Below are 25,590 nucleotides of genomic sequence, written 5' to 3' on the forward strand. Positions count from 1 at the left end.
TTTGGTGGAGCCGACAAATACCAATAACGCGTATTGTCCGGGGTGTCATTTAGCATGGCCCAATGACCATTTCAGTGGGGGAACTCTTCGAAAAATCCGAATTACATCCGGCGGGTGTTGTGATTTGGGGCGACCAAGTTCCGCTAGACCGTCCCGGCGTCTACGTGGTGGCGTCCACCCCGGACGTCAGCGACGCGGTTGGCCGGAGCGGGATCTATCAGCCTGACTTCGAGGCGCTTGCGTCTCTCAGGACCAACTGCCCGTCAGTGACGGTCGATGGTGCGCCGGCAACAAGCGAGCAACTAGCCGATCGAATCGGAGCTTTCTGGATTCCGGAATCAGCCGTCTTGTACGTCGGGCTGGCCGGAACTTCAGTCCGGAATCGCCTCAATCAGTACTACAGAACTCAAATAGGCCAACGGGCACCGCATGCAGGTGGATGGTGGCTGAAGACTCTAGACAACCTTGGCGAACTTTTTGTCCACTACGCGGCGACCGAAGCACCAAAATCGGCCGAGGCGCGACTGCTCGAAACCTTCGCGGCTGCGGTGCACCCTTCCCTACGCCGCGCTCTTCACGATTCTGAGCGAATTGCTCCGTTTGCGAACGTCCAGGTACAAGATGGCACTCTGAAGAGGCACGGTATGGCCGGATACAAGCTTGAGCGAGTGAACAGCTCAACTATGTTGACACCAGCCGTACATGCTGAAGTCCCGTCAACCCCGGCCGCTGTTCCTCGCCCTGAAAACCTGACTGACGCGGTCAAAGTCGGCGCGGCCCAAGAAACGCGAATTGAGTCTCAGGTCATCACCGATAAGGACCGTGCTGGATCCAACCTGCGCATCCCCGCCCGATCGAAGTTCGCGTTGCCTGCGGTAGATGGACACCTGGACGTGCACTATCAGGGGCAGAGAGTCGAAGCGCGGTGGCGAGTGAATGGCTCCCGCTCTGGAACCCTTGGACTAGGTAAAACGATCATGAAATCGATTGGATCGCCCAAGGACAGCATTTGGTTGCGGGTCAATGGCGCCTCAATCATTATCGAGGAGTGAGCCGGCATGACTAAGCCGCACGTTTTTGTAGCCATGGCCGACATCTTGAATCTTAAGTGTGATGCTTGGTTGCTTCCGACGGACACGAACGTCCGTATCGAGCAACACTGGCTCTTGGCTCATCCTCAGCTCCGGGAGCTCGCCGCCGCTTCAGCTTCGGACAGTTTCCGTGACGGAGTTGCGTTGGCCGAGCCGCTCCGGCCTTGGGACCCAAATACACCGCAGCCGATAATGACTGCGGTCCCGGACGACGGCAGTTGGACGCCAGCCCGCGTTAGCACGCGGCTGGAAGCATTTGTGCAAAGCGCCGTGGCTGTGATTCCAGAATCAGGCACGCGTCCGAGGCGGCTCTTAGCCTTGCCATTTTTCGGTACGGCCGGAGGCGGGGCTGGGAATCACCTAGGCGCTGCTCTGCGCGCGATTCTCGACGCCTGCAACGAACTCGCTTCCCGGTACGGCGTCGATCTCGTCTTGGTGCTGCGAGACAAAGCTGCGTTCTCCTTGGCTCAAAAGCTGCGCCGCGAGTCGGCCAATCACTCAACGTGGCCTTCCCTCGGTGATCAACTGCATGGCAGCGCCAAGAATCTAGGCGGCAAAGCCCGGGCCGGGCACCTGGTTCCCTTTCTGGGCGCCGGCGTCAGCGTCAGCGCCGGAGCACCAAGCTGGGGTCAACTCCTCGACAAGCTCAGGACAGGCGTCCAGCTGATGCCAACGGAAGAGGCAGCTTTCAAGAATCTCGGTGTTCTTGACCAGGCAGGGGTACTCGAGCAACTCTATTCCGACCAGCATGGGTCGCCCACAGCTTTTGGAGAGGCTGTAGCAGATGCCGTCGACCTGCCCAGGTACGGATTGGCGCCCGCGTTGCTTGCCACGCTGCCATCGGTAGGCGCAATCACACTCAATTACGACAGACTCTTCGAAACCGCCTGTCTCGATGCGCAGAGGCCGAGAACTGTCTTGCCGGAGAATGTTCCTGCAGTCGGCAACAACTGGCTGCTGAAGCTGCACGGATCCGTCAGTCAGCCGGGGAGTATTGTGCTCACACGGGATGATTACCTCGGTTACAACAGCAACAGGGAAGCGCTCTCAGCTCTGGTTAAAGCTCACCTGCTCACGCATCACCTGCTCTTCGTCGGCTTCGGTCTTGCCGACGATCATTTCCACGAAATCGTCCACGACGTCAGGCGCGCACTGCCGACCAACGTCTCCCAGAGGCACCAAATGGGCACGGTTTTATCACTCTTTCACGAGCCGCTTCAGAAGCTCGTCTGGGAAGGGAGACTGGACATCTTGCCTATGTCGGGGGACACCCCCGATCTGGACTCAGGTGAGGAGGCGATGCAGAACGCGGTTAGCGCAGCGGGAAGGGAGCTCGAAATCTTCCTCGACATGATGATGGCCTACGCGACGGACAGTCACTCCTATCTGCTGGCTCCCGCATACACTCGCGGACTCTCCAGGGAGGAGAACCAACTCCGACAGCAGCTTTTGACACTCGCAAAACAATCTAGGTATGAGGCTACCGCCGAGGTATGGGACGTACTCCACACAGCGCTCCTGACGTTGGGCTACAGCCCAGGCAACGACTACGAACGGAATGAAGTGCTGTGAAAATTGACGTTAGGGTCCTGACACAGGTCGCCGAGTACCTCGGCAATTACGTCTATCTCCTGATTGACCCACGCACAATGTCGCCCTTCTATGTGGGCAAGGGAACAGGAACCCGACTTGCAGCTCACGGAATTGAGGCGGAGACCCTCTCTGCCAGCGACGACGAGACGCCGGTGGAGCGATCGCGAAAGATCGCGGTCATCCACGACATTCGAAGCGTGGGACTGGAGCCAGAGGTGTGGATTCTTCGGCATGGCATGGGAAGCGAATACACCCACGTCGAAGCCGCCGCCATCGATCTCCTGTCGTCGTTCCTGACTCAATCGAGCTCACGCATGACACCGCTTTCTCATCTCGCTGCGCTGACGAATGAACGACGAGAGTCGGCCCGTGGCCATGGGATCGAAACGTTGTCCAACATCGTCGCTGAGTTCGGAGCTCCCGACCTTCAGCCGAACGTTCCCCAAATTCTTCTCATCACGCTCAAACCGTGGGTGGACCTTGAAGAAGTCTCGCCGGGCGGTACGGTACGTAGTGGATACGGCTTCCGTACCGAATGGCTCAATTCGACTGACCGGGCAGCATACGCAAATGAACTGGGCGATTCCGTCCGTTGCTGGTGGAAGCTGAGCCAGTCCAGGGTCGAAGAGCACGGCATTGACCAAGTAGTGGCGGTCCACCGGGGCGTCACCCGCGGTCTCTTCCGCATCATTCCGGACAGCTGGGAGCACGACGCCGGCTCGGGCCGGCGAGGATTTATGGTCGATCCTGTCCTAGAAGGTCCGCTGTTCGACCGAGTAATTGGCAAGTACGGCTACCGTACGCCCACCAAAAAACGCGGTGATATCAGCACACTCAATTACTGGCCACGGCCATTGTGATGTGTCGAACGCCATAGGAATTGAAGTTAGTCACTTCAACGACCGTCTAAAGCAAGTGGCCACCGAAGTGTTCCAGCACTACTCGATGGAGACTTCTGTCCAGCAGTTTGTAACATGCCTGCAAATCAACCAGGCCGCGTTCCGTCTTTACCCATCCAAAGTTATCGAATTCGGCAATGCACAAGTTGTCTTTGATGATCTGATGGCGGGCGCCTTCCCAATTCTTGAGACGGCCACGACTAAATTCGCTAGCTGGGTCTAGGGGACCGCGTCCAATGGACCGCTCCATCCATCGGGCCCTTTCAGTCGCAGTGATCTCCAGGAGCGACGCTATAACGCGGTAGCCGAGCGCTCGCGGCGTGGTGGGAGGGGACTGCGCAGGAAAGCTGAACCCAATCCCTTGCTCAAGAGCCAAAGCAATTTCTCGAGCGCTATTGAACTGCTGCGCGCGATCCCACTCAATCTGAAGCTCCATGTCACCTTTCGCCGCCACGAAGCCGAGACCGTACCGGCGGGCCTGGTACGTAAGACCAGCTGATGACAGAACCATGAGCGCGTTGGCGTCAACGCCGTTGTCAGCTCTGCCCTTCGGTCCGAGGTACAAGTTGTTGTCCCGACGACAGAGCTCGCCGACAACTTTCCACGCCAGCGCATTTCTCTGCCTATACACAATCGAATTCTGATCCACGTACCGGATCCCCTTCTGAAACATTCTTGGCCGACTCCGCCCTTAACGGGGCGCGAGCACTACAAATAGCCCGCGTGATCGAACTCTAAGGCCATAGTCGATTCATGCTCGATGCCAACACGGATCTAGGGCCTTCTCCACAACCGTGAAGGCCTGCCCCTCGTCCCGTCAGACATCTGCCCCGTCCCGGCCAGCTTGGGCTCCATGAACCGCCGGAACGTGTCCCGCATCAAAGGAGCGCCGGCCACCGCCTCATGCAACTCCCGCAGGTCCTTCAACGTGAACGGCTCATCCAGCAGCGCCCTAGGGTCCGGCTCTTCCGCGTAAGCGGCCCGCAGCCACTCCACCGCCGTCGCCACAATGTCCGCGTGCCCGTACGGCAGTCCGGCGATCAGCTCCGGCTCCCCGGTCACGGAGGCCAGCCTGACGCCGTCGGACTTCAACGCCTCATGCAGTGCCGCCAGCGGCACCACATCCACGTGCGCCACCGACAGCACCCAGCCGCGGTCGTCGCGCCCCGGCTCGTCAAACACCTGCAGCTGCCGCGGCACCCGCCCGGAGATTCCAGCCTTCTCGCGCAGGCACCGCAGGACCGCATCCGCCAGGGTCTCGCGTTCGCGCAGGAACGTGCCTGGGAGGGCCCACTTTCCGTGCTGGTGGTCCTCGGAGCGGCGCACCAGCAGCACGCAGATACTGCCTTCCGCGACGGTCAGCACCGCAGTGTCCACCGCCACCGACGGCCGCGGGTAGTCAAGCAGGGACATTGCAGGGTTGTTCTTGGAATCCTTCACACCATTATTTATCGCAGTATTGCGCTAAAGATGCAAGCGGTGCATACTGGGATCAATTAGCGCAGAAATGCATTAAATCAACCGGAGGTCACCATGAAAGTCCCACAGCTCCACGTCGGCGCCGGCAGCAGGCTCGGCCCCCTCAGCATCTTTCCCGTCTGGACCTCCGGCTCCGGCAGCCTCGGCATCAGCACCGGCACCCACGCCGACGTCGCCGTCACCGAGCTCGCCGGCGGCGCCCAGGTGGCCCGCCTCACCGTCACCAACAAGGGCCCACACCCCGCACTGCTGCTGGAAGGCGAGCTGCTCGAAGGCGGCCAGCAGCACCGGACCTGTGCCCGCGACGTCGTGCTCGCTCCCGGCGAAACCCGCGACATCGACACCTTCTGCGTCGAAGCCGGCCGCTGGGAAGCCGGCCAAACCACTCACCGCCGGGAAGCCCGACGCGCGCCGCTCAATGTCTGGTCCGAACTGGCCAACGGCACCGGCGGCGAGCGCGGCGGAAACCGGCAGGGGCGAATCTGGGAGCGGGTCAGCCGCTTCGACAACGCCCGCGGCGCTTCCGCCACCAGTTCACTCCTCCAGCACATGGACTGGTTCAAGGACGACAAGGAGGAACGGAACCGCTTCAGCGCCGCGGACGCGCCGAAGCCGCTGGAAGGCCAGCGCGGCGTGGTGATCGGCCTCGGCCAGCAGCCGCTGCTCCTTGAGGTCTTCGGCACCAGCACGCTCTTCCTCCGCCACTACCGCCAGCTGGTCGAGGCGGCGCTGCTGGACCTCGAGCTCCTGTCGCCACAGGTGCTGGCATCCGGACCGATGCCCGGCCAGCGCGCCCGCGACTTCGCCGCCCACGTCCAGGCGATGGACTTCGGAACGTTCGACGGCGGCGCGGCGGCCGTGGAGGACCGTGATCACGGCTCCCTCCGCAGCCGCAACGTCTCCCGCGCTGCGGGAGCTGTCACCGCGGCCGGCATCGCCGTCGCCCTCCCCCAGCGCCACCCCCAGCTGGCCCACCTGACCGGCTGGAACACCCAACACCCCCTGATGGAGATGGCATGAAACTGAACCCCCTGCAGAATGACCGCGCGGCCGGCGTCCTCGTCGCCCTGGCCGCCGGCGACGCCCTCGGAGCCGGCTACGAGTTCGGCGCACCGCTGCCGGACGGCGCCGAAGTCACCATGAAGGGCGGCGGCCCGTTCGGGTTCGCGCCGGTCGAGTGGACCGACGACACGTCCATGGCCATCCCGATCGCCCAGGCGCTGCTGGAGTCCGCGTCCGCCGCCGGGTCCACCTCTCCTACGGCGCTGACCATGGTGGTCCGGGCGTGGACTTCGTGGGCGGCGGAAGCCAAGGACGTGGGCGCGCAGACCAGCACCGTCATTGCGGCTGCCCGCCGGCTGGCTACGGCCGCCGGGCGGAGCAAGGTCCACGCGGCCGACTTCAGCGCCGCCGCGGACTTCCACGTCCGCACGGGCCGCAGCGCCGGCAACGGTTCGCTGATGCGCACGGCCCCGTTGGCCCTCGCGTACCTGGACCGGAAACCGGCTGAACTGATGGCTGCCGCCGGTGTGATGAGCGCCCTGACCCACGCCGATCCTGATGCGCAGGAGGCGTGCGGGCTGTGGTGCGTTGCCATCCGCAATGCTGTGCTCACCGGGCTACTCGATGTGCGGGTCGGCCTGCCGCTGCTGCCGGCTGACCGGGCTGCTGTGTGGCTGGAGCGGATCGAGACGGCCGAGCGATCCCGGCCGCGGGACTTCCCAAACAACGGCTGGGTGGTGGAGGCCTTCCAAGGCGCATGGAGCGCCATCTACTATGCGGGCCTGTCGGCATCTGGGCCGGCGCATCTGCGGGCGGCTTTGGAGGAGGCTGTGCGCGGCGGCCGGGACACCGACACGGTGGCCGCGATCGCCGGCGGACTGCTGGGCGCTGCCTACGGCTACACGGCGGTCCCCTTCGAGTGGCGTCGGCGTCTGCACGGCTGGCCCGGCATGCACGCCCGCGACCTGATGGTCCTGGGCATGGAGCTGGGCCGTGGCGAGGGGCGCCGGTCGGCCTCCTGGCCGCGTGCTGACCGTCACGACTACAGCATGTGGAGCCGCACCGATGTGCTGGTCCGGCACCCGCACGACGGCGGAGTGTGGCTGGGCGGGGTCAGCTCTCTTGCTCGGGTTACGGAGTTGGGCATCGATGCCGTGGTGTCGCTCTGCAGGCTGGGGACGCTTGATGTGGCCGGGGTGGCACCTGAGGACCACGCCACGTTCTGGGTCATCGACTCAGCAGTTGACGGCGACAACGCCCACGCCGCCTTTACGCTGCAGGAGGCGGCGGCCGCCGTCGAACGTTACCGGGCAGAGGGCAAGACTGTACTGCTTCACTGCGTCCGGGCGGAGTCCCGGACACCGACGGTCGCTGCGCTTTATGGGGCGTCGGTGGCGGGCATCTCGCCGGTGGAGGCTCTGGCTGATCTGCGGCGGGTGCTGCCTGGGGCGCGGCCCAACGAGCTGTTCATGCGGGTGCTGCGAGATGCCGACGGTGCCATCGAGCGAGTTCCCGGCGGGGCCACGCCACCGGTTGCCATGTAATGGCCGAGCCTGCTGATAGGAATATGACCATGACAACAACTCCTGAACTCAGTCGGGACCAGCGCGACGCTGCAATGGTGGAGCGCTACTCCGACGGCCAGACGCTCGAAGCCATCGGCCAGAGCTTCGGCATCACGCGTGAGCGCGTCCGGCAGATCATCGCTAAGGTGGGCGGAACTAACGCCGAGGAATCCCGCAAGAGCCGGATTGCCGCACGGGAAGCGGCGACCGCCGCGGCCCATAAGGCATTCCTGGCTGAGTACGGTGACCTTGCCCGCCAGATGGCCAAGCGTGGCGTGACCCGGCCGGACGCTGTGCTGAAGCTGCAGGCGCTCTACCCAGCAATCGACGTCGATCTGGCTGAAGAGTCACTGAGGGGGTCCACTATCGTCTTCTCCAAGGCACAGATGGATGACATCTTCTCGAAGGAGGCGTTGGCGGCGGGGATCTGGTTCCTGCTGGGCTCGGACCGAAACCTTTCACCTGACCGCAAATGGGCGGCAGTCAACCTGGATCTTTCCCTCATGAGTGAGCTGCGGGCTGCATTGGAATCTGCCGAAGCTTCGCCCGATGACGTGGCGACCATCTTGGGCGTGATTGGTGCCGCACAGAAGCACGTGTCGGAAAACCCGACCGCCAGCATCACAGGTGCGCGCTACCAGGATCTCCGGGAAGAGCTGGTCGTCGCGCTGGGTCTGGTGTCCAGGCAAGGAGCCTTCCCTTGGCCGCCCACCCGGCAAACCGTCACGAAGCGCTTCGGTGGCTGGAACGAGGCACTCGAAGCAATGGGGATCGGGACCACAACACAGGGCCGTCCGAAGGGACTGCTGAAATTCACCCGCGAAGACTACGACGACGCTGTGCGTGATTATTGCCTCCATGCCTCGGCGGCGGAAGCGAAGGCCACCTATTCCGGGTACGACGTTTGGGCCAAGCAGGAAATCGCTGCCGGTCACGAACGGCCGTCCGGGGCGTCTGTACGAAACATCTACGGCACCTGGGCGGATGCCGTCCGTTCCGTGCAGGAGTAGGCGGAGGACTTGGGGGACGGTATGGGGGGACAACTTGTCGCGCCAGTCGACATCAGGGTGCCTCAAGAAATTGCCCCGCGGCGCACATTGGTCGAGGCCTACCGCAGGGGCGATCCGCTGCGGGTGATCGCCAACGATTTCGGTGGGAGCGTCGCCGGCATCTGCGATGCACTCATTGTGGAGACGGTGCCGGAAGACGAACTTGAACGGTACCGGTCGGTCCGGGGCAGGGGCCGGGCCGCCTTGGGCTCCATCTGGGACAGCGCGGAAATGGCCACCAGGCTGAACCGCTCCGGAATGGGCCGCTCTGAAATTCCTGTGGTGCTGCATGCGCTCGGGAAGGAGCTCGACGTCGAGGTCGCCGTCGAACTTTTGCGCATCCGCTGGGTCCCGGTCTACGACCCCACGATCCTTTCGCAGCCAATCCGGCTTAGCGACAAGCTCGCGCTGCTTTACGTCATTGGAAAACGCCATGGGATTGAACCTGACTACCAGCTGGCGCTTGGCCAGATACCCGCGGATGAAGTCATCGAACTGCGACTCCTGACGAAGTCATGCTTCCCACCAAGGCGCTTCGCGGAAATTCTCGCAACTGCGGAGACCACCAAACTGGCTGTGCGTGCACGGGTTGCCACGTCCTTGTCCGTCGCGGAATACGACGCCACCGCGAACCCCCTTTCAAGGCGCCTCAGAGACTACATTTCCGAGGGCACTGACCCTTGGCCTCCCCCTGCCCCAACACTGGTGCGGCGCCTCGGTGCCGGCAGCTGGGAGCAGGCCCTGAACACGGTCGGGTTGAAGTTGAGCACAGCCGCGGATCGTCTTGGACTGGACGAGTTCGACCCCGCGCTGCATGATTTCGCCGAAGAATGTGCCGACTCTGACTTTCCGTTGACCCTCGAGGTTTATGACCGCTGGGTCACGGCGGAGACTGCATTGGATGGCAACCGTCCATCAGTCCTCGAGGTCATAGACCACTACGGCGGCTGGGATGAAGCGCTCAGTCAGGTCCTTGATTACCAGGGAAATGAAGGGTTGGAGCAGCGTTCCAAGTCGCCTGTTCGCTCAGCACCGCTCCTGGAAGGCAGGGATTCAGCCTTGGAAGCGGCCTGGGTGCGCGCCGGAGAGTACATCTCTGAACTCCTGGCTCATATGCCCCGCAACAGGGCGCTGCACATTCAGTACGGCGATGCTGGTGGCGCGGCACTCCGGCCATACGCGGAGGGAACGCGGGGGCCCGACGGGATTTGGTGCGAAATAGTCTCCGAGCGACTGTTGCCTGCCGATCGGTGGCCGATTGATGTGGACCTGTTGCAGTCAGAAGACTGGATTGCACCGGACGACGGGTTTCCAAACTGGTGCAAGGAGAAAGTGCCCGTCCACGAGGCGGGGCATCAGCTGCTCAGGGGGCTGCGGTACGGGCGCCTGAGCCCTGATCCGTGGCAGCTCCGGTGGGGCACTCGCCAACCCATCGGCGGACCTGGGCGAGACCACGGTGTGACTCTCGAAGACGCCCTCGCTGGTGAAGTGCAGACTCTGAGAAATGCAGGCTGAGGCTCTCGCGACCTTCGCGGACGTCCCTCGCCGGACTTGATCATTACTAGACGAATGGGAACACACGATGACGACACCGCACCTCGGCTCGACAGCTGCCGGTGACCGCGCTGAGACCATTGAGCAGGCCATGAGGTCTTTTCTCGCCGGGGATCCGCTGAGATCCATCTCGGAGGCCACAAACCTGAGCAGCTGGGACTTGCTGGGCATCCTTAGCGGACGCATAGCGGATCGCGGCGAGAAACTGCGGTCCACAGCGCTCCGCGATCGTTGTTCCTCGACGGCCAGGATCCTGGTTCAGGAGATGGAACGGTTCGAGCAGCTCATGAGTGCCGGAATCGATGTCCTCGACGTACCGAAAGTGCTGGCCGCGCTGGGCGTCCAGGTCGACGTTCCCATAGCCGTGGAGATGCTCCGGAGCATGCCGATCGTCAAGGACATACACGGAAGGGTTTCCCATATCCCCGAGGGACTGCCCATCGATGCCCTGAGTCTGCTTTACGCCACCGGATTCGCCCGCGGACTGACGCCAGACCATGAACTGGCTCTGGGAAGGATGGACCCGTCATCCATCGCGGAAATCCGAAACTTCCTGGGCCAAAGTTTTTCCTATAAGAAGACAGCCCGAATCCTGGGATTGATTGAAACGACGGCAGAGGCAATCCGCGCTGGCGACGTAGCGGGAATCTCATACTCGGACTATGAGGAAATAGCTTGGGCACACTCGGGGGAAGAAGGAGACACTACAGCCAACCCGACGGCAAGCTGGCCTGTTCCCGCAAAAGACCTCCGCCGGCGGTTGGGCCAAGGGTTCTGGGAGACGGCATTGAACTCGGTGGGGCTGGAACTCCTTTCAGCCAACGACCGGTTCGGCCCGACTGATTTTGTCGCGGCGTCCAGAGGATTCATGGAGAGTTACCGGTACTTCGGCTCTCCGAAAGACGTGTCAAGCTACGACAGCTGGGTCATTGCCGAAGCAGCCGCCGGCCGCGATCGACCGTCCGTTATTGCGATACGCCGGCACTTCGGAGCCTGGGAGTCGGTGATCGGGGCGGTCATGCCTCCCGAGGTCGGTGAAGAGGAGTTCGCCGGTCTCGTTGAACTCTGCAGGACTCAAAACAGCGTCGAAGAACGGTGGGCGCGGGCGGGCGAACTGGTCAGCGAAGTGCTGGCCAAGATGCCGTGGAATTCGTTTCTGAGCATTGATTACGGTGACGAGACCGACGGGCCGCGCCGGCCATACGCCCAGGCAAACCCGAGCGCGGACGGCGTTTGGTGCGAGATCGTATCGGGAGAGTTCCTTCCCGCGGACGAGTGGCCCATCGACACCGACTACCTCCTGAGAAACGGCTGGTCCGCGCCTGACGAGGAAGTCCCGAACTGGCACAAGCAGGGCGTTCCGCCCCTTGAAGCCGGGCACCAGCTACTGGAGGGCCTGGCGCGCGGCCGGCGCTGCCATGATCCAGAGAAGGTCCGCTGGCATAGTGGAGACTTTCCCGGTGGCCCGGGGCCCGACGGTGGCGTCATTTTGGACTTTGAGACCGGCGGAGCGGTCCGGGACCTGCGGCGCGCGAGCTGAACATCGGCCCAGCCGGGAACACCTCCCGCAATAATGTCAGTGGCCGCCTATATCCTTCCGAACATCAGATAGTCCGCTGCAAGGAGGCCCACATGCCGTTCCCCACTCCGTTCCCACGCCGAGTCCTTTCGGCTGCCGAAGCTGTAGCCAAACGTTCCGGGCTCACCGTCCTTGTCGTGCCGCGGCGGGGCCTCGTCCTCTGGGCCGTGGCGCGAACGGTCGAATCAACTGTGCTCGTAATTCGATCCGGCTGGATTCCCGTGGCCTCGGCAGGACCGCGCTGCGGCAAAGCCTACGCCGAGGCTGTTCGCGCCGTCACCGAACTGGATCCCGGCCGGAATGAACCCGTCTTTTCTGTAGTGGATACTGCGGCTGAACTGTTGCTGGAACTTGGGCTTCATGTTGATCTCTCCTATCCCCCAGCGGCGGGAGTGGTGGCTACGGAAAAGGCAGTCACCGATGAACTGAAGGCGTTGTTTTGCCGGTTGGAGATCGCCACCGATGCCTCGGTGGGACACCGCACCTCCTGGGCAGGGCACGGCTGGGTATTGGATTTCGGAAAGGGGCTGCCGCTCCGCCCCGGGCTGAAGGCCGTCAGCGGCGGAAGCATCCTGGAAAGCGAACTGCGTGCCATCCGGCTGGCCCTGGGTGCTGCAAAGAACGTGCACACAGGCGTCTTGGATGGAAGCTGTGCGGTCACCGTTTCCTCCGATAACCTCACGGCCGTCACGATGCTCAAGGAGGCCGACTCGCATCGCGGGCACTCAACGGTGGCCTGCCGCGAGGAAGTGCAGCGGATTCTGACCCAGGCCGCATTTGCAGACGTCGAGTTCCGCTGGGTCAAAGGCCACGCGGATCATCAGCTCAACGTTCTCGCTGACCGGCTGGCCGTCATGGCCCGCAGGCACAAGGAAGCCGATCTCCCGCTAGAGGACACTTTCCGTATGGCCGCCGGCCTCGTCGAACAGGGGCACATGGACCTGGCTGCCTGAATGCGACACTTTTGCCAGACCAGTGGAATCCGCAAGATATTTCCGAAGTGTCTTTGTTTGCCAGTCCGTGAGACCGGACGGGGCCGAACCGGAACGATATTTCCGATTTGCTCTCCCCGACACCGTAGACCCAAGCGAATTAGTCTAGGGGGCAACAATCACGAGATCGAGCTCCTCGTCCCTCTGCCCGGAGTGGGCATGGCAGCCATCGAGTTCAAAGGCGGGCATTGCATGGTGATGACGATGAAGCCGTGATCCGGAGCCGGCGGGGATTCCGACGAACTGGGCAGTCAGCTAGGTGGCCGCAGGGCTTCCATCTGACGCCATCCGCCCATCATGCCTGAACAGTCGCCGCCGAAATAGGATCCCGCTCCATCACCGCTTTTACGCGCTCGACATACTGCTGGCAGTGGAGCCTGTATTGGTGCTCGTAGTGGCTGAAGTAGCCGGCCGCCTCTCCGGGCCACGTGAAGTACAGACCGTGCTCAAGAATGGTTGCGTCGTCACCAGCATCCTGCAAGAAGTCTCGGCTTCGCGCAGATGGATCCGGGTCGCCGAGGGTTCGGGTAACCGCAAGTTCATACGGAACCTCGTGTTCCACTTCGATGGCCGAAACCGACTCCGCACCATCCCGAACTGAGATGAAAACTTGGATTTCACCTTTTCCGTCCGTTCCGGGAGTGCTGAAGCCCCTCACCACCTCTGGATCCACCAAGACGCTGTTCTCAGCTGGCTTGATGAAGTTCCAAACCTGTGATCGTGTCGCCCGAATCGTGGCAATCGCGGACACGTAGTGGACAGATGAAACAGGTACCGACTCTGTCTGCCGGCGTTCGAACCAAGGACTCATGAAGCGAGCATTCCATCGGAGCTACCGGCCCGCAAACTCACGTGCTAAAGATGGCGCTTTTCAGAACACTGGTCATCGTAAATGGCGCCACTTTCGGCATCAAGCCAGACGGCAGTCCCCGTATCACCCTGGACTTTTATTGCCGGCTCATTGCGTGCGGCGCTATGCATTCTGCCCGCCACTTACTGCTCTGCGAGTACTTATCAGCAAGATGTTGCCGAAATGACATGAACAACTCGCTAAAAGCTCTAGAAAGGGCTGGATCGGAAATGACAATTCCGGTTCATTTTTTCGGCGTTCGACTAACGTTGGTACAGCGCAAGACCGGGCGCCGGTTCATCAATTTTGGGGGCAGCAATGAGGTGCATTCCGGAAGAACCGGAGTTCGGCGAAGGACAATTGGCGGAAAAGGCGGTCTGGACGGCTCTAAAGGCCAGCCTCCCCGACGACGCCGTCTTGGCCCACTCCGTCCAGCTACGCGATGGGCGGAACGAATACGAGATTGACCTGCTCGTCCTCTGGCCCGGGCTGGGAATGGCGGCCATCGAAGTCAAAGGCGGCCAGGTCAGCATCGCCGAAGGCCAGTGGTACCAGTCGGACCGAAACCAAAAGCGCAAGATACAGAGCCCCGTGGCGCAGTCGCAAAGCTCGCTCCACGCGCTTAAGAACTGGCTCGAGAACCAACTCGGTTCACGTGTAAGCAGCCGCTGCGTCTACATGGTCAGCCTGCCGTACACAGACGTGCGAAGTGACTGGACGATGGCCGGCTGCCCCCGCGCCCTCATTCTGGATCAGACCGAAAACAAGTCCCCCGCAGAGCTGGTGCGCCGCGCGATTGAAAACGAAGGGGGCGGCGCCGCCCCGTTGGCCCCGGCATTCCTGGAACGCATCGTCCGTCAGCTGAGCGGAAACCTGGACCCCGACGTCGGGACCTCCCACAATCCCCAGGAAGATGAAGACGCCCAGGACCTCCTCACCGAGCGTCAGTCCGTGCTACTACAGGCAACCCGGTCACTCCCCCGGATCCGCTTCGCCGGCGGTGCGGGCAGCGGGAAGACCTGGCTGGCAGTTGAGAAGGCCCGGCTGCTCAGCAGGCAAGGCAAGCGCGTGGGCCTCTTTTGCTACAACAAGGGCCTCGGCCAGTATCTGCAGGATCGCGTGTCCACGTGGCGTCAGGCCAAGCCCGTGTTTACCGGTGAGTTCCACGAATACGTCCGCGGGCTGGGGGTTCCGGACGGCTCCGGTCAGGACTACTTCGACGTCGAGATGCCCCGCATGCTGAAGGAACTGGCAGCCAAAATGGAGCCTCACGAACGGCTGGATGCCGTCATCGTCGATGAAGCCCAGGACTTCGCCCCGCTGTGGTGGGATGCGCTGCTCGCCTGCACCAAGGACCCCGACGGCGGCGAGGTGTACGCCTTTATGGACGACCGTCAGGACGTCTACCGCCGGTGGGGAGGCGCGACGGCGGACCTGGCCTTCGGCCCCACCGCGACGTTTGTGCCCATCCACATAGATGACAACCTGCGCAACACCCGCAAGATCGCCGAAACGCTCAAGCCGTTCGCCGGCGAGCACTTCACTCCTCGGGGCAGCACAGGCCTCCCCGTCCGCGTAGTGGACTGCCCCACCGACCAGGCGCTCGGCGTCGCCGACGACTGCGTGGATGCCCTCATCGCTGAAGGCTGGGCCAACAACCAGATTGCGCTGCTGACCACCAAGGACCGGCACCCGATCCATCTGGACTTCTACGAGCGCAATGCCACCGAGGACTACTGGCGCGAGTTCCACGCAGGGGACGCCGAATTCTACGGCCACGTGCTCGGCTTCAAAGGTCTGGAACGGTCCGTAGTGGTCCTTTGCGTCAACGGTTTCAAGGACATGGAACGGGCGGCCGAACAGCTCTACGTCGGGCTCTCCCGCGCGCGGAGTCTGTTGGTGGTGGTTGGCGATTCCAAGCTCCTGGAGGAAGCCGGCGGCCGGGAGCTGAAGGCTGCATTGTCGCGGACGCAGGTATGGAAACCGGCACCCCAGGCGCCCTAATCGATGGGCCCGACGGTAATTGTCAGAGCCCCTGCATAGTCTTCAGTCACTAGCTTCAGAACGTCCAATGGGGGATGAAATGCCAGAACTGGTCGACGCCGGGTCCAACCCTATCGCGACGCTGCCGCAGGTGCGCACCCAGGTTCCGCCCGCGGCTGTGCCAACTTCCTATGACTACGCCTTCTTGTACGGGTGGCAGCAGGAAGCGCTGAAGGCGTGGCACTCCAACGCCCGAAGGGGTGTGGTTGAGGCAGTCACCGGTTCCGGTAAGACCCGTGTGGGAATCGCGGCCGCCTTCGAAGCGGTCCGGCAAGGCATCAAGGTCCTCATCCTGGTGCCCACTGCCGAGCTCCAGCGCCAATGGCTGGTGTCGCTCCGGCGCGACCTTCCTGCCGCGAGGCGTGGTGCCCTGGGCGACGGCCGGTCGGACTCCCTCGATGACGTGGACATACTGGTGGCCATCGTCCATTCGGCGTCCAACCGCGAAACGCTCCGTACGCACAAGGCCGGACTGATCATCACGGACGAGTGCCACCGCTATGCCGCACCGATGTTCACGGGCGCGCTGCAGGAGGGGTACGCCTGGCGTCTTGGGCTGACCGCCACTTATGAAAGGTCGGACGGTGAGCACGAAAACCTCCTGACGCCCTACTTCGGCGGAGTCATCTACAACCTCTGGTACGACCGCGCACTCAAGGACGAAGTGATCGCGCCGTTTGATATCGCGCTTGTCGGCGTCGACCTCACGGCATCCGAGCAGACTGACTACGACGAATTCTCCAGCACGATGTCCGATGCCGCCCGGAATCTGGAGTCCTATGCAGGAATCCCGCGCCGGCCCTTCCATCAGTTCATCGCCGCCGTCGCCACCCTTGCGGCGTCGGACTCGCCTAGCAGGGAAGCCACGGTTGCCCGCAAATACATGCGCGCGATGGCGTCCCGGCTGACTCTGCTGGCTGAGGCCAAGACCAAGTACCTTGCTCTCGCAGCCCTCAAGGACACGGTGGACCAGTCCAATGGCACTCTCGTCTTCACCCAGACTCAGGAATCCGCCCGCCGCGCCCAAGAGCTGTACACCGCGATGGGGACCAAGGCCTCTGCGCTGTACAGCGGAATGGCCAAGGACGACCGCAGGCAGGGCATGGAGGACTTCCGCAGCGGCGCCTCCCAGATCCTTGCCGCACCGAGGCTCCTCGACGAAGGCATCGACGTCCCCGAGGCAGACCTCGGCGTGATCGTCGCGGCCAACCGCAGCCAGCGTCAGATGGTGCAGCGACTCGGGCGCGTCATCCGCAAGAAGGAGGACGGCCGGGCGGGACGTCTGGTGGTTCTTTACTCCAAGGGCACGGTTGAGGATCCCGATGTCCAGGGCGAGGAATTCCTCGGCAAGGTTCTGCCGTTCGCGCGCAACGTTGGCTTCTTCGACATCAAGTCGGACCAGGATCGGTTGCTGGGCTTCCTCCGGCAGGCGCCGGTGGAGGAACCTCAGGTTTCCGAACCTTCGGTTCCCGAACCCCCAACCGTACCCCCGGTCAATGAGCCTGTAGAGCCCGAGCCGTCATCCTTTGATCTGGAAGACCAGGAATGGCCGGAGGAACTTGCCGGCACAGAGGGCTTCAGCGACGATGCGGTGTCCGACTACCTTCGCCGGGCGGGGCGCGCAGAGCTGCTGACAGCCGGGCAGGAAGTGGAGCTCGCCAAGGAGATCGAGGCCGGACTTTATGCCGCCCACCTCCTGGCAGACGGCGCTCCCCGCGGCCGCAAGGAATCCAGGGAACTCCGGACGATTGCTTTGCTGGGTGAGCGCGCCGCCGATACCTTGCTGGAGGCAAACCTCCGGCTGGTCGTGTCCATTGCCAAGAAGTACGTGTATCAGGGCATGGACCTTCTGGACCTGATTCAGGAGGGCAACATCGGGCTCCACAGGGCAGTCTGCAAGTTCGACTACACCCTGGGTTTCAAGTTCTCCACGTACGCAACGTGGTGGATCCGACAGGCAGTGACCCGTGCCCTGGCGGATCAGGGCCGAACCATCCGGCTTCCGGTCCACATGGTGGAGCAGATCCACAAGGTACAGTCCGTCCAGCGCGAGGCAGCCAAGAAAGGCCGCACCTACAGCCTCGAAGAGCTCGGCAAGCTCACCAGTCAGTCCGCAGACAAAGTGGAGCATCTGCTCTCCTTGGACAAGCCAGTACGCTCGCTCGATACCCTTGTCCCGGACGGCCGCGGCGGCCTGGAACCGCTGGCGGACCAGCTGGTGGATCCAACCGACACGGACGTCATCGACCGGATCGCCACGGAACAGCTCGAGGCCCACATCCATGCGGTCCTGGACACCCTGACTGAACGCGAAGCCGGAGTCATTGCCATGCGCTTCGGCTTGGACGACGGCGAGGAAAAAACACTTGATGCGATCGGCAAGGTCTACGGCGTGACCCGCGAGCGTATCCGCCAGATCGAGTCGAAGACCATGGCATTGCTCCGCGAGCCCGAACGGTCCCAATCCCTTCGCGAGTACAACTTTGGCAGTGTCACCCCGACCAGCTGCACCGAGGCGGGTGCAGCGTGATGGCGGAGCCGCGAAAGCTGCCGTGGCCGACCAAAAGTGCGCCGCCTGTGGACAACTACGAAGAGTTCATCGGCCGCCTCGACGCCGCCAGCGCCAAGCTCAGCGTACGGCGCGACAGCCTCAACGAAACAGTTGAAATCCTGGCACTGCTGATGAGTCAAAACACCATGGGTATTCAGCTCTGGGAGCAGCGGCTTCACGTGTGCGAAGAGCTGTTGGCACATGCCGCTGGAAAGCCTGAACGGAGAACTGACCTGATGGAACTTCACCAGGTTGCGCTCAAAATGGAGCCCCTGTTCCGGAACCGGGCGCAGCGGATCGACGTGCGGCTGGCCGCGGTCCGCGCGCGCTGCGCGGAGATCAACAGCTCCCTCCACGGGCTGGAGAAGAGCAGAATCAAACTGACGTCATCCCGGATGATTTCGCAGGAACGCGGGAACCTGAGCAGGGCGATCGGAGAACTCAGCGGGACGGCGGACGCGGTTGCAGTGGCCCACCCGGACCCGGGCCTGCGCAGCGATCTCCAGGACGCACGGCACGCCATCATCCTGGCCGAAGCCCTGCTGGAAGCGAAACGGGAGAAATGATGCCGAATCCCAAGCCGGAGCAGCGTGTGCTCCATGCTTTCACCTCCGAACAGTGGAGCGGCCGGCCGGCAAAGGACGGCGGCAACATCTTCGTTGGGTCCGCCATCATCGGCGCTGTGCTATGCCTGGTCCTCATGATCTTCGTGCCGGGCCTCAGGAGCGGTGGAGCATTCACCCTCTTTACCGCTGCCTTCGCCGTCCTCTTCACGGTGCTGGCAATCAAGGGGAAGGCTTCTGCCGAACGCAAATTCCTGGCAGCCCTGACCGCAACGCTCAACGACACAATCGTGGGGCTGACAGGAAACATTGAACACCGGTTGTCGGCCCAACAGTTCAGGGCACTGATCGAAAACGGCGCGCCCCTCCCGCTGCCTGTCAACGGTGTGCCCGGGCTGGAACTCCAGGCGATCCGGGAGAAACCGGCTGTGCAGCTGCGGAATGCCGCTGGGAAGCGTGCGGATAACGTAGCCCAGGCCACGCGCATCGTCATCACGGCCACCCCTCCCGATTACGGCATAACGAGCTTTGACCACTTGCTTGCCGCGGCCGTAGAAGCTGACGGGAGTAACGGCGGCGGGGTTCCATAGCAGTTTTGTCAGCGCCGGTTGCTATGTTTTGTGAAATATCAGGATGAGGGGGACAGCATGACCCGCACTACTTTTGCTTCGGTGAGCGATGCTCTGGCCGAACTTGCGGTAATAATCAGCCGCACCCAGGCCACGGATCCGCTGGCTCCGGTGACCATTTTGGTCCCGTCCCATGCTTCCGGGCGGGACGTGACCCACTTCCTTGGCAGGACCCTCAACGCCGGGGCAGGAAGTGCAGGCATCAAGGCACTCACGCTGAAGGACCTGGCAAACGAGCTTATCGCGGACGATCCCGCCGTTACTGGAAGGCGTCCGCTTCTTCCCGTCCTCCGGCTGGGAGCGGTCAGCAAGGTCCTGATGGACGAGCCGGGGCTCTTCAAGGACGTCGCCGGCCAGCCCGCCACCTCCCGCGCCATAGCCAAGACGGCCGAGCTGCTGGATGCGGTACCGAACGCCGCCGGCCCCGCACTCCCCGGTCTCATGAATGAGGTGCTTCGAATCCACGGTGCGGCCAAGCAGTCGCTCGGACCTCAGTGGTACACCGATCATGAGGCCTATGCCCTTGCGGGCCGCAAACTTGGAACCAGCACCGTGATGCGGCGCCTCGGCACAGTCATCGGATTCATGCTGGGCACCGAACACCGCTCCTCGGAGGCCGCCTTCAGAGGGCGCCTCGAAGAAACGGGGATGCAGCACGTCACGGCGTCCGGGTCCGCGGAGGACGGCACAAACCTGATGACGGCTTCCGATGCCGACGACGAAGTCCGCGCCGTTGTCCGGCTCGTCGTCGAGAAGCTGGCAGGAGGCACTCCGGGCCACCGCATCGGGATATTCCACTCCGCTTCCCAGCCCTACGCCGCCCTGCTGACGCAGCGCCTTGACCAAGCAGGAGTCACCTTCGTCGGTCCGGCAGCCCACAGGCTCACGGACTCACCGCTTGCCCGCGCCCTGCTTCAGCTACTGAAACTCGACCCGCAGCTTCCGGACATTCGAGCCATTCTGAACATCCATGCCGAAGGCACCTTCGTCTGGCAGAAACAGAAACTGCCTAGCAGCGCCGTGTGTGAAAGGCTCTACGCGGATCCCCCCACCGAAGAGGACGCCGCGGGGCAAGACTCCGCCAAGCGTGCCTTTCACCTTGAACACTTCGGGATTCTCCGCTCCTTTGTCGAAGCCCTTGCCTTGCGGATCGGTCGAATCCATATGGCAGCAACGTGGAGCGAAGTGTCAGGGGAGCTTGTCCTGCTTCTGGACGGCTTCATGGGCCCGCGAACAGCCACCGAACGGCCGGAAAAGACCGCTGCCCGGGAAGCCCTGACCGTGGCCGCCTCGGAGCTCCGGCACCTGGACCTCGTCGGTCCGGCACCCCGCCCCTCGCTCATCCAAAGTGCCATGGAGGACGCCATCACCTCAAAAGGCGGCTGGACCGGGAAAAGCGGCACCGGCGTCGTCATCGGCAGCTACGCCGACGCCGTGGCAAGGGACCTGGACGTCCTGTTCCTTCTCGGCGCGGCGGAAGGTCTGGCTCCGGCAAGGATCCGGGAAAACCCGCTCCTTCCGGACAGTGTGCGGGCCATGATGGGCGGCGGCCTCCCCAGTGTGGAGCAGCGTGCGGAAGCCAGCAAGGAACAGTTTTTTGCTGCCCTCGCTGCCGGGTCCGAGCGGACCATCACCTACCCGCGCGGCGATCTGCGCGGATCCGGCAGCTACCAGATTTCCCGCTGGATCACCGCCAGGCCCAGGCCCGAGGACGAACTGCAGTCCTTCGCCCACGGCATCGAGAACAGCGCCCCCACTGTGGCTGCGCTTCCCCCGACAGCGCAGGAATGGCGGCTGCGCTGCATCCTCACTGCCGAGGAGCGCACAGCGGCGCTTCCGGAGGATGATGCGCTGCAGCGGGCACTGGCTGCTACCCGTGACCGGCGCGATGGAATCTTCTCCAGGTTCAACGGCAACCTCGGCGCCCATGCCGGGGCCATCGTTGACCCCGAAAAGGCGCTGTCCCCCACGCGCCTCGAAGACTGGGTGACCAGCCCGTTCAGCTACTTCCTGAAACACGTCCTGAAGGTGAACATCCTGGAGGACGCCGCACTGGAGGTGCAGATTTCGCCGCAGGAGCGGGGCACCCTTGTCCACCAGATACTGGAGGACTACGTCCGCAGCATCACCAAGGACGGCCTTCCCCCGTCGGCGGACCGCCTTAGGGAGCTGGCAGACGCCGCCTTTGCCGAATTCGCCAACCCTGCGTGGCTCAGCCACGTCTGGGAGCGCAACCAGGCCATGATCCGCCAGGATCTGGCGCGGGTGCTGGAAGATGACAACGAAAGGTTCGCGGACGGCTGGAGCTACCTCGCGGAAGAGGCAAGCTTCGGTCCGGAGGACACGGACAGCTATCCGCCGGTTGAGCTGGCCCTTGAGGACGGCACCGTCGTCCGGTTCCGAGGGAAGGTGGACCGGATTGACCGGCACGACGACGGCAGGGTCCGGGTCATCGACTACAAGACCGGCAGGATAAGCGACAAATACAAGGCCCTCAGGCAGCATCCGACCGCGGACGGCACCCGCTACCAGCTGCCCGTCTACGGCCTGTTCGCGCAAACCCTCCAAACCTCTGCCTCCCCTGTAGAGGCGGAGTACTGGTTCATCTCGAAAGCCGGCAACTTCGAGAAGATCGGCTATACGGTGACGGATGAAGTTATGGAACAACTCCGCGCGGACGCCGGCCTCATCTTTTCAGCGTTGCGGAACGGGATCTTCCCGCCCCGCCCCGAGTCTGACCGCTACGTCAACTTCACCACCATGATGGGAGCCCCGGAGCTCGGCCAACAGTGGCTGAAACTCCAGAACGCCCCCGAACTTCAGCCCTATGCCCAGCTCCTGAAGGCGGAAAAATGAAATCCGAAGTCCTGGACCTTGCAGACCAGAATGACCGCACGCTCATCGAGAAAGAGCTCGAAGCAAACATCTTCGTCGAAGCCGGCGCCGGCAGCGGCAAGACGCATGAACTTGTCGAGCGCATCTGCGCCATGGTCGACGCAGGCGTGGAACTTAAGAGCGTGGCAGCCATCACCTTTACGGAAAAGGCGGCAGGTGAGCTCCGGGAACGGGTCCGCCGGCAGCTGGACGACGCCAGCCCGACAGACCTGCGCCGGCGGGCCCTCGACCAGCTGGACACCGCGCCCATCGGCACCATCCACTCCTTCGCTGCCCGCATCATCAGCGAACATCCCATCGAGGCCGGCGTCCCGCCCCTGATCACCGTGGTGGACGAGCTGCGGTCCCAGATCGCCTTTACCCGCCGTTGGGAGGCTGCGCGGCAAAAACTCTTCACCGACCCGTCCATCGACGACGCCCTCCGCATCCTCCTCGCGGTCGGCGTGTCGCTGGACCACCTGCAGAACGTGGCGTCCGGCCTGGACTCGAACTGGGACCGGCTGGAAAGCCACCCTCCGCAGCGGCGCCACATCCCGGCCGTGGAGCTGGGCCCGCTTCTGCGCCAGACCTCCGAGGTCCTCGCGCATGCTGACCACTGCACGGATCCGGCAGACAAGCTGCTCACCGCCTTCGAACACATCAAGAGCTGGCACGGCCGGCTCGCCGAGGCCGAAACCGGTGAACTGGGCCTGGTCCTTGAGCTCCTGCATTCCGTTCCGCAATCCGGCTTCGGCGGCGGCCAAAAGGGCAACTGGTCCGTCAACGTCGCTGACGTGCGGAGCTCCTGCAAAGACTTGGCAGAGCAAGCGATCGCGCTGCGCAACAGCTTCGTCCAGCCCGCCGTTGAAACCGTCACGGCCGCCATGGCTGAGGTTCTTCTGCAGGCTGCACGTGAACGCCAGCACAGCGGCGAGCTCGAGTACCACGACCTCCTGATCCACGCTCGGGACCTCCTGGTCGGCGAGGACAAACATGCCGTCCATGCGGCACTCCACAATCGTTACCACTGCATCATGCTGGACGAATTCCAGGACACCGACCCCGTCCAGGCGGAACTTGCGACCCGGATTGCGGCGGACGAGGTATGTGGGCCGGAGGGCTGGGAGCAGCTACGGGTGCCGCCGGGCCGGCTGTTCACGGTTGGTGACCCCAAGCAGTCCATCTACCGATTCCGCAGGGCCGACATCGCCACCTATCTTGCGGCGCAGGAGCGCTTCTCCGGCGACCCTTCTTCGAGCATCGCCTCGCTCCAGACCAACTTCCGCTCGACCGGAGCGCTACTCGAATGGATCAATAGCACCTTCGGGCATCTCATTGTGCCGAGCGGAACCATCCAACCTGAATACCGCGCGCTGGCGCCCGATCCCCAGCGCCCCGATTGGAACAACGGACACGGCGCGGCCGTCTCGGTCATCGGGCGGGCAGGCGCCCAGCCCGGACAATCGGGAAAGGTCACTGCTGACGACATGCGCCGGCAGGAGGCGGCCGACGTCGCCGCAGGCATCAGGATCGCAACCGGCACTGCAGGGTTGCCTGCATGGCAAAAGCAAAGCAAGCGGTCTGATGGTTTTAAATGTTCGCCGGTGGAGCTGAAGGACATCTGCGTCCTGATCCCCACCCGTACCTCCCTTGCCGCCCTCGAAGACGCGCTGGACGACGCCGGCATCGAGTACAGGGCCGAGGCATCATCGCTGGTCTACTCCACCCAGGAGGTCACGGACCTCCTGCTCGCGATGCGGGCCATCTCCAACACAGCGGATGAAGCCGCGCTGGTGCTGTCCCTGCGGTCGGCGATGTTCGGCTGCGGCGATGATGAACTGTTCGAGTGGAAGCAGGCCGGCGGCCATTGGAACATCTTCTCGAATGTGCCGGAGACGCTCAACGACTCCACTGTGGCACACGGCCTGCAGTACCTTGCGGTCCTGTGCCGCGACACCGAGGTGCTCACGCCCACCGAGATCATGGAACGCCTTGTCACGGACCGTCGCATGCTGGAGGCAGCAATTGACGCCCCTCGCTACCGGGATGTCTGGCGCCGGCTCCGCTTCGTCCTCGACCAGGCCCGCGCCTGGACGGAGGCAACGCACGGTGGCCTGCGCGACTACCTGGTCTGGGCGGCCGTGCAGCAGGAAGAGAACTCCCGGGTCAAGGAAGCGGTAGTGCCGGAGACCGATGTCCAGGCCGTGCGGATCATGACCATCCACGCCTCCAAGGGGCTCGAATTCCCCATGGTTATCCTTGCTGGCACCGGATCGGGGCCCAAGAACCAGAAGGCCTCAGCGCTCTGGGATCAACGCGCGCAACTCCAAGTGCACTTCATCGGCGACATCCGGTCGGCCGGGTATGGAAGGGCCGAGGCCGTAGAGAAGGAGTTCGACGACGCCGAGCGTCGCCGGCTGCTCTACGTTGCGTGCACACGCGCGGAAAGCCACCTCGTGGTCTCCCACTACGTGAATGCGAGGAACAGCCTCGGCCAGATCCTGAAGGACGCAGACGCGGCGTCGGCGCCAGATCTCGCCATTCCCGAGGACATGCCGTTACAGGCGAGAGCGCCTCACGAAGTGCTTCCCGTCGAAGCGTTCGACGCGTGGCAGCAGCGCCGCGACGAGTGGAAGAAGAACTCCGCACTCGCGTCCGCCACCTCCGTAACAGCGATTGCCAAGGGAGCCGAGGACCTGGCCGGCCCTGAACCCGATGGTGCGCCGCGCTTTGTGGGCATCGACGAAGACGGCGCACTGCCGTCCTTCGCAGCCCCGGGCGGAGAACACGGCCCGGAGTTCGGGACAGCACTGCACCGGCTGCTGGAGCTCAGCGACCTGCGGGAAGCCGCGAACTTTGATGAGCTAGCCGAAAGGATCGCCGATGCAGCAGGCCTCGGGGATCCGGCGGGCCTCGCGGAACGGGCCCGCTCTGCACTGAGGAGCACCCCCGTCCAGCGCGCCGCGGAACGGGAACACTGGCTTGAACTGCCCGTTGTCACGTCCAAGGATGGCGTGACCCTGGAGGGCATCATCGACCTGATGTACCGGGAGGACGACGGGACACTGGTTGTTGCCGACTTCAAGACGGACATCAGTGTTCCTCGGGAGCGGCTGGCGGCGTACTGGCGCCAGCTCTCCACCTACGCCGGGATGGTGGAGCGCATCACCGGTCAGAAGGTAAGCGAGCTGGTCCTGATTTTCTGCCGGGCCGGAGACGCCGAAATCCGCCGTCAGACACGGCATACGAAAGCAGAGACCGAGTTATAGAGTGACGA

At 63.2% G+C, this 25,590-nt stretch carries 18 protein-coding genes; 15 read left to right on the forward strand and 3 right to left on the reverse strand.

What is annotated here, in order from left to right; translation table 11 throughout:
• The first annotated feature begins 62 nt into the window (after window positions 1-62).
• Genes NG697_RS00765 through NG697_RS00775 form a run of 3 tightly spaced genes read left to right on the forward strand, consistent with a single transcriptional unit; the run spans window position 63 to window position 3,544 of the window.
• Window positions 63-1,052: a hypothetical protein gene (locus tag NG697_RS00765; protein WP_252613247.1), complete on the forward strand. Its 990-nt coding sequence runs from the start codon at window positions 63-65 to the stop codon at window positions 1,050-1,052.
• A 6-nt stretch (window positions 1,053-1,058) separates the two neighbouring features.
• Entirely contained in the window at window positions 1,059-2,663 is a 1,605-nt protein-coding gene (locus tag NG697_RS00770) for an SIR2 family protein (RefSeq protein ID WP_252613249.1), read from the forward strand.
• Entirely contained in the window at window positions 2,660-3,544 is an 885-nt protein-coding gene (locus tag NG697_RS00775) for a hypothetical protein (protein WP_252613251.1), read from the forward strand. Before NG697_RS00770 ends, NG697_RS00775 begins: the two co-directional genes overlap by 4 nt.
• 46 nt (window positions 3,545-3,590) lie before the next feature.
• On the opposite strand, the gene NG697_RS00780 is transcribed toward NG697_RS00775, so the two are convergent.
• Both NG697_RS00780 and NG697_RS00785 read right to left on the reverse strand, forming a co-directional pair.
• Complete coding sequence (locus tag NG697_RS00780; RefSeq protein WP_252613253.1) at window positions 3,591-4,232, reverse strand: TY-Chap2 family putative peptide chaperone; 642 nt, start codon at window positions 4,230-4,232, stop codon at window positions 3,591-3,593.
• Window positions 4,233-4,357: 125 nt separating this feature from the next.
• The gene (locus tag NG697_RS00785; protein ID WP_252613261.1) at window positions 4,358-5,023 is read right to left on the reverse strand and encodes an NUDIX hydrolase; all 666 of its coding nucleotides are present in this window, start codon (window positions 5,021-5,023) and stop codon (window positions 4,358-4,360) included.
• 93 nt (window positions 5,024-5,116) lie between these two features.
• Here NG697_RS00785 and NG697_RS00790 point away from each other — a divergent pair, with 93 nt between their 5' ends.
• The 6 genes from NG697_RS00790 (at window position 5,117) to NG697_RS00815 (ending at window position 12,764) form a co-directional block, all read left to right on the forward strand.
• Window positions 5,117-6,082 carry an ARPP-1 family domain-containing protein gene (locus NG697_RS00790; RefSeq protein ID WP_252613263.1) on the forward strand — a complete coding sequence of 322 codons (966 nt, stop codon included), beginning with the start codon at window positions 5,117-5,119 and terminating at the stop codon, window positions 6,080-6,082.
• Window positions 6,079-7,608, forward strand: a complete 1,530-nt coding sequence (locus NG697_RS00795; RefSeq protein WP_252613271.1) for an ADP-ribosylglycohydrolase family protein — start codon at window positions 6,079-6,081, stop codon at window positions 7,606-7,608. Before NG697_RS00790 ends, NG697_RS00795 begins: the two co-directional genes overlap by 4 nt.
• 29 nt (window positions 7,609-7,637) lie before the next feature.
• Window positions 7,638-8,639: a sigma factor-like helix-turn-helix DNA-binding protein gene (locus NG697_RS00800; RefSeq protein ID WP_252613273.1), complete on the forward strand. Its 1,002-nt coding sequence runs from the start codon at window positions 7,638-7,640 to the stop codon at window positions 8,637-8,639.
• Between the two features lie 21 nt (window positions 8,640-8,660).
• Window positions 8,661-10,193, forward strand: a complete 1,533-nt coding sequence (locus NG697_RS00805) for a TY-Chap domain-containing protein (RefSeq protein WP_252613275.1) — start codon at window positions 8,661-8,663, stop codon at window positions 10,191-10,193.
• Window positions 10,194-10,260: 67 nt separating this feature from the next.
• Entirely contained in the window at window positions 10,261-11,772 is a 1,512-nt protein-coding gene (locus NG697_RS00810) for a TY-Chap domain-containing protein (protein ID WP_252613277.1), read from the forward strand.
• Between the two features lie 92 nt (window positions 11,773-11,864).
• Complete coding sequence (locus NG697_RS00815; RefSeq protein WP_252613279.1) at window positions 11,865-12,764, forward strand: ribonuclease HI; 900 nt, start codon at window positions 11,865-11,867, stop codon at window positions 12,762-12,764.
• Window positions 12,765-13,098: 334 nt separating this feature from the next.
• Here the strand turns inward: NG697_RS00815 and NG697_RS00820 are convergent, their stop codons facing one another.
• Window positions 13,099-13,614, reverse strand: coding sequence for a hypothetical protein (locus NG697_RS00820; protein ID WP_252613280.1), 516 nt, complete (start codon window positions 13,612-13,614; stop codon window positions 13,099-13,101).
• A gap of 357 nt (window positions 13,615-13,971) precedes the next feature.
• On the opposite strand from NG697_RS00820, the gene NG697_RS00825 reads away from it, so the two are divergent.
• The 6 genes from NG697_RS00825 (at window position 13,972) to NG697_RS00850 (ending at window position 25,582) form a co-directional block, all read left to right on the forward strand.
• A complete protein-coding gene (locus NG697_RS00825; RefSeq protein ID WP_252613282.1) occupies window positions 13,972-15,657 on the forward strand; it encodes a nuclease-related domain-containing DEAD/DEAH box helicase in 1,686 nt (561 codons plus the stop codon).
• A gap of 79 nt (window positions 15,658-15,736) precedes the next feature.
• Entirely contained in the window at window positions 15,737-18,226 is a 2,490-nt protein-coding gene (locus NG697_RS00830) for a sigma-70 family RNA polymerase sigma factor (protein WP_252613284.1), read from the forward strand.
• A gap of 47 nt (window positions 18,227-18,273) precedes the next feature.
• Window positions 18,274-18,813 (forward strand): hypothetical protein, encoded by a 540-nt coding sequence (locus NG697_RS00835; protein ID WP_252613286.1) that lies wholly within the window; start codon window positions 18,274-18,276, stop codon window positions 18,811-18,813.
• Complete coding sequence (locus NG697_RS00840; protein ID WP_252613288.1) at window positions 18,810-19,400, forward strand: hypothetical protein; 591 nt, start codon at window positions 18,810-18,812, stop codon at window positions 19,398-19,400. The genes NG697_RS00835 and NG697_RS00840 overlap by 4 nt, the downstream gene beginning before the upstream one ends.
• A 57-nt stretch (window positions 19,401-19,457) precedes the next feature.
• Window positions 19,458-22,295: a PD-(D/E)XK nuclease family protein gene (locus NG697_RS00845; protein ID WP_252613290.1), complete on the forward strand. Its 2,838-nt coding sequence runs from the start codon at window positions 19,458-19,460 to the stop codon at window positions 22,293-22,295.
• Window positions 22,292-25,582, forward strand: coding sequence for a UvrD-helicase domain-containing protein (locus NG697_RS00850; RefSeq protein WP_252613292.1), 3,291 nt, complete (start codon window positions 22,292-22,294; stop codon window positions 25,580-25,582). The genes NG697_RS00845 and NG697_RS00850 overlap by 4 nt, the downstream gene beginning before the upstream one ends.
• Window positions 25,583-25,590: the final 8 nt, after the last annotated feature.

Source organism: Pseudarthrobacter raffinosi (genome assembly GCF_023913835.1).
GTDB lineage: Bacteria > Actinomycetota > Actinomycetes > Actinomycetales > Micrococcaceae > Arthrobacter > Arthrobacter raffinosi.

What these genes read in the sequence shown, in the direction of transcription:
- NG697_RS00845 (WP_252613290.1), top strand. Translation starts at nt 19,458, where the DNA reads ATGACCCGCACTACTTTTGCTTCGGTGAGCGATGCTCTGGCCGAACTT.
- NG697_RS00830 (WP_252613284.1), top strand. Translation starts at nt 15,737, where the DNA reads ATGCCAGAACTGGTCGACGCCGGGTCCAACCCTATCGCGACGCTGCCG.
- NG697_RS00800 (WP_252613273.1), top strand. Translation starts at nt 7,638, where the DNA reads ATGACAACAACTCCTGAACTCAGTCGGGACCAGCGCGACGCTGCAATG.
- NG697_RS00810 (WP_252613277.1), top strand. Translation starts at nt 10,261, where the DNA reads ATGACGACACCGCACCTCGGCTCGACAGCTGCCGGTGACCGCGCTGAG.
- NG697_RS00770 (WP_252613249.1), top strand. Translation starts at nt 1,059, where the DNA reads ATGACTAAGCCGCACGTTTTTGTAGCCATGGCCGACATCTTGAATCTT.
- NG697_RS00820 (WP_252613280.1), bottom strand. Translation starts at nt 13,614, where the DNA reads ATGAGTCCTTGGTTCGAACGCCGGCAGACAGAGTCGGTACCTGTTTCA.
- NG697_RS00840 (WP_252613288.1), top strand. Translation starts at nt 18,810, where the DNA reads ATGATGCCGAATCCCAAGCCGGAGCAGCGTGTGCTCCATGCTTTCACC.
- NG697_RS00795 (WP_252613271.1), top strand. Translation starts at nt 6,079, where the DNA reads ATGAAACTGAACCCCCTGCAGAATGACCGCGCGGCCGGCGTCCTCGTC.
- NG697_RS00805 (WP_252613275.1), top strand. Translation starts at nt 8,661, where the DNA reads ATGGGGGGACAACTTGTCGCGCCAGTCGACATCAGGGTGCCTCAAGAA.
- NG697_RS00790 (WP_252613263.1), top strand. Translation starts at nt 5,117, where the DNA reads ATGAAAGTCCCACAGCTCCACGTCGGCGCCGGCAGCAGGCTCGGCCCC.
- NG697_RS00825 (WP_252613282.1), top strand. Translation starts at nt 13,972, where the DNA reads ATGAGGTGCATTCCGGAAGAACCGGAGTTCGGCGAAGGACAATTGGCG.
- NG697_RS00815 (WP_252613279.1), top strand. Translation starts at nt 11,865, where the DNA reads ATGCCGTTCCCCACTCCGTTCCCACGCCGAGTCCTTTCGGCTGCCGAA.
- NG697_RS00765 (WP_252613247.1), top strand. Translation starts at nt 63, where the DNA reads ATGACCATTTCAGTGGGGGAACTCTTCGAAAAATCCGAATTACATCCG.
- NG697_RS00850 (WP_252613292.1), top strand. Translation starts at nt 22,292, where the DNA reads ATGAAATCCGAAGTCCTGGACCTTGCAGACCAGAATGACCGCACGCTC.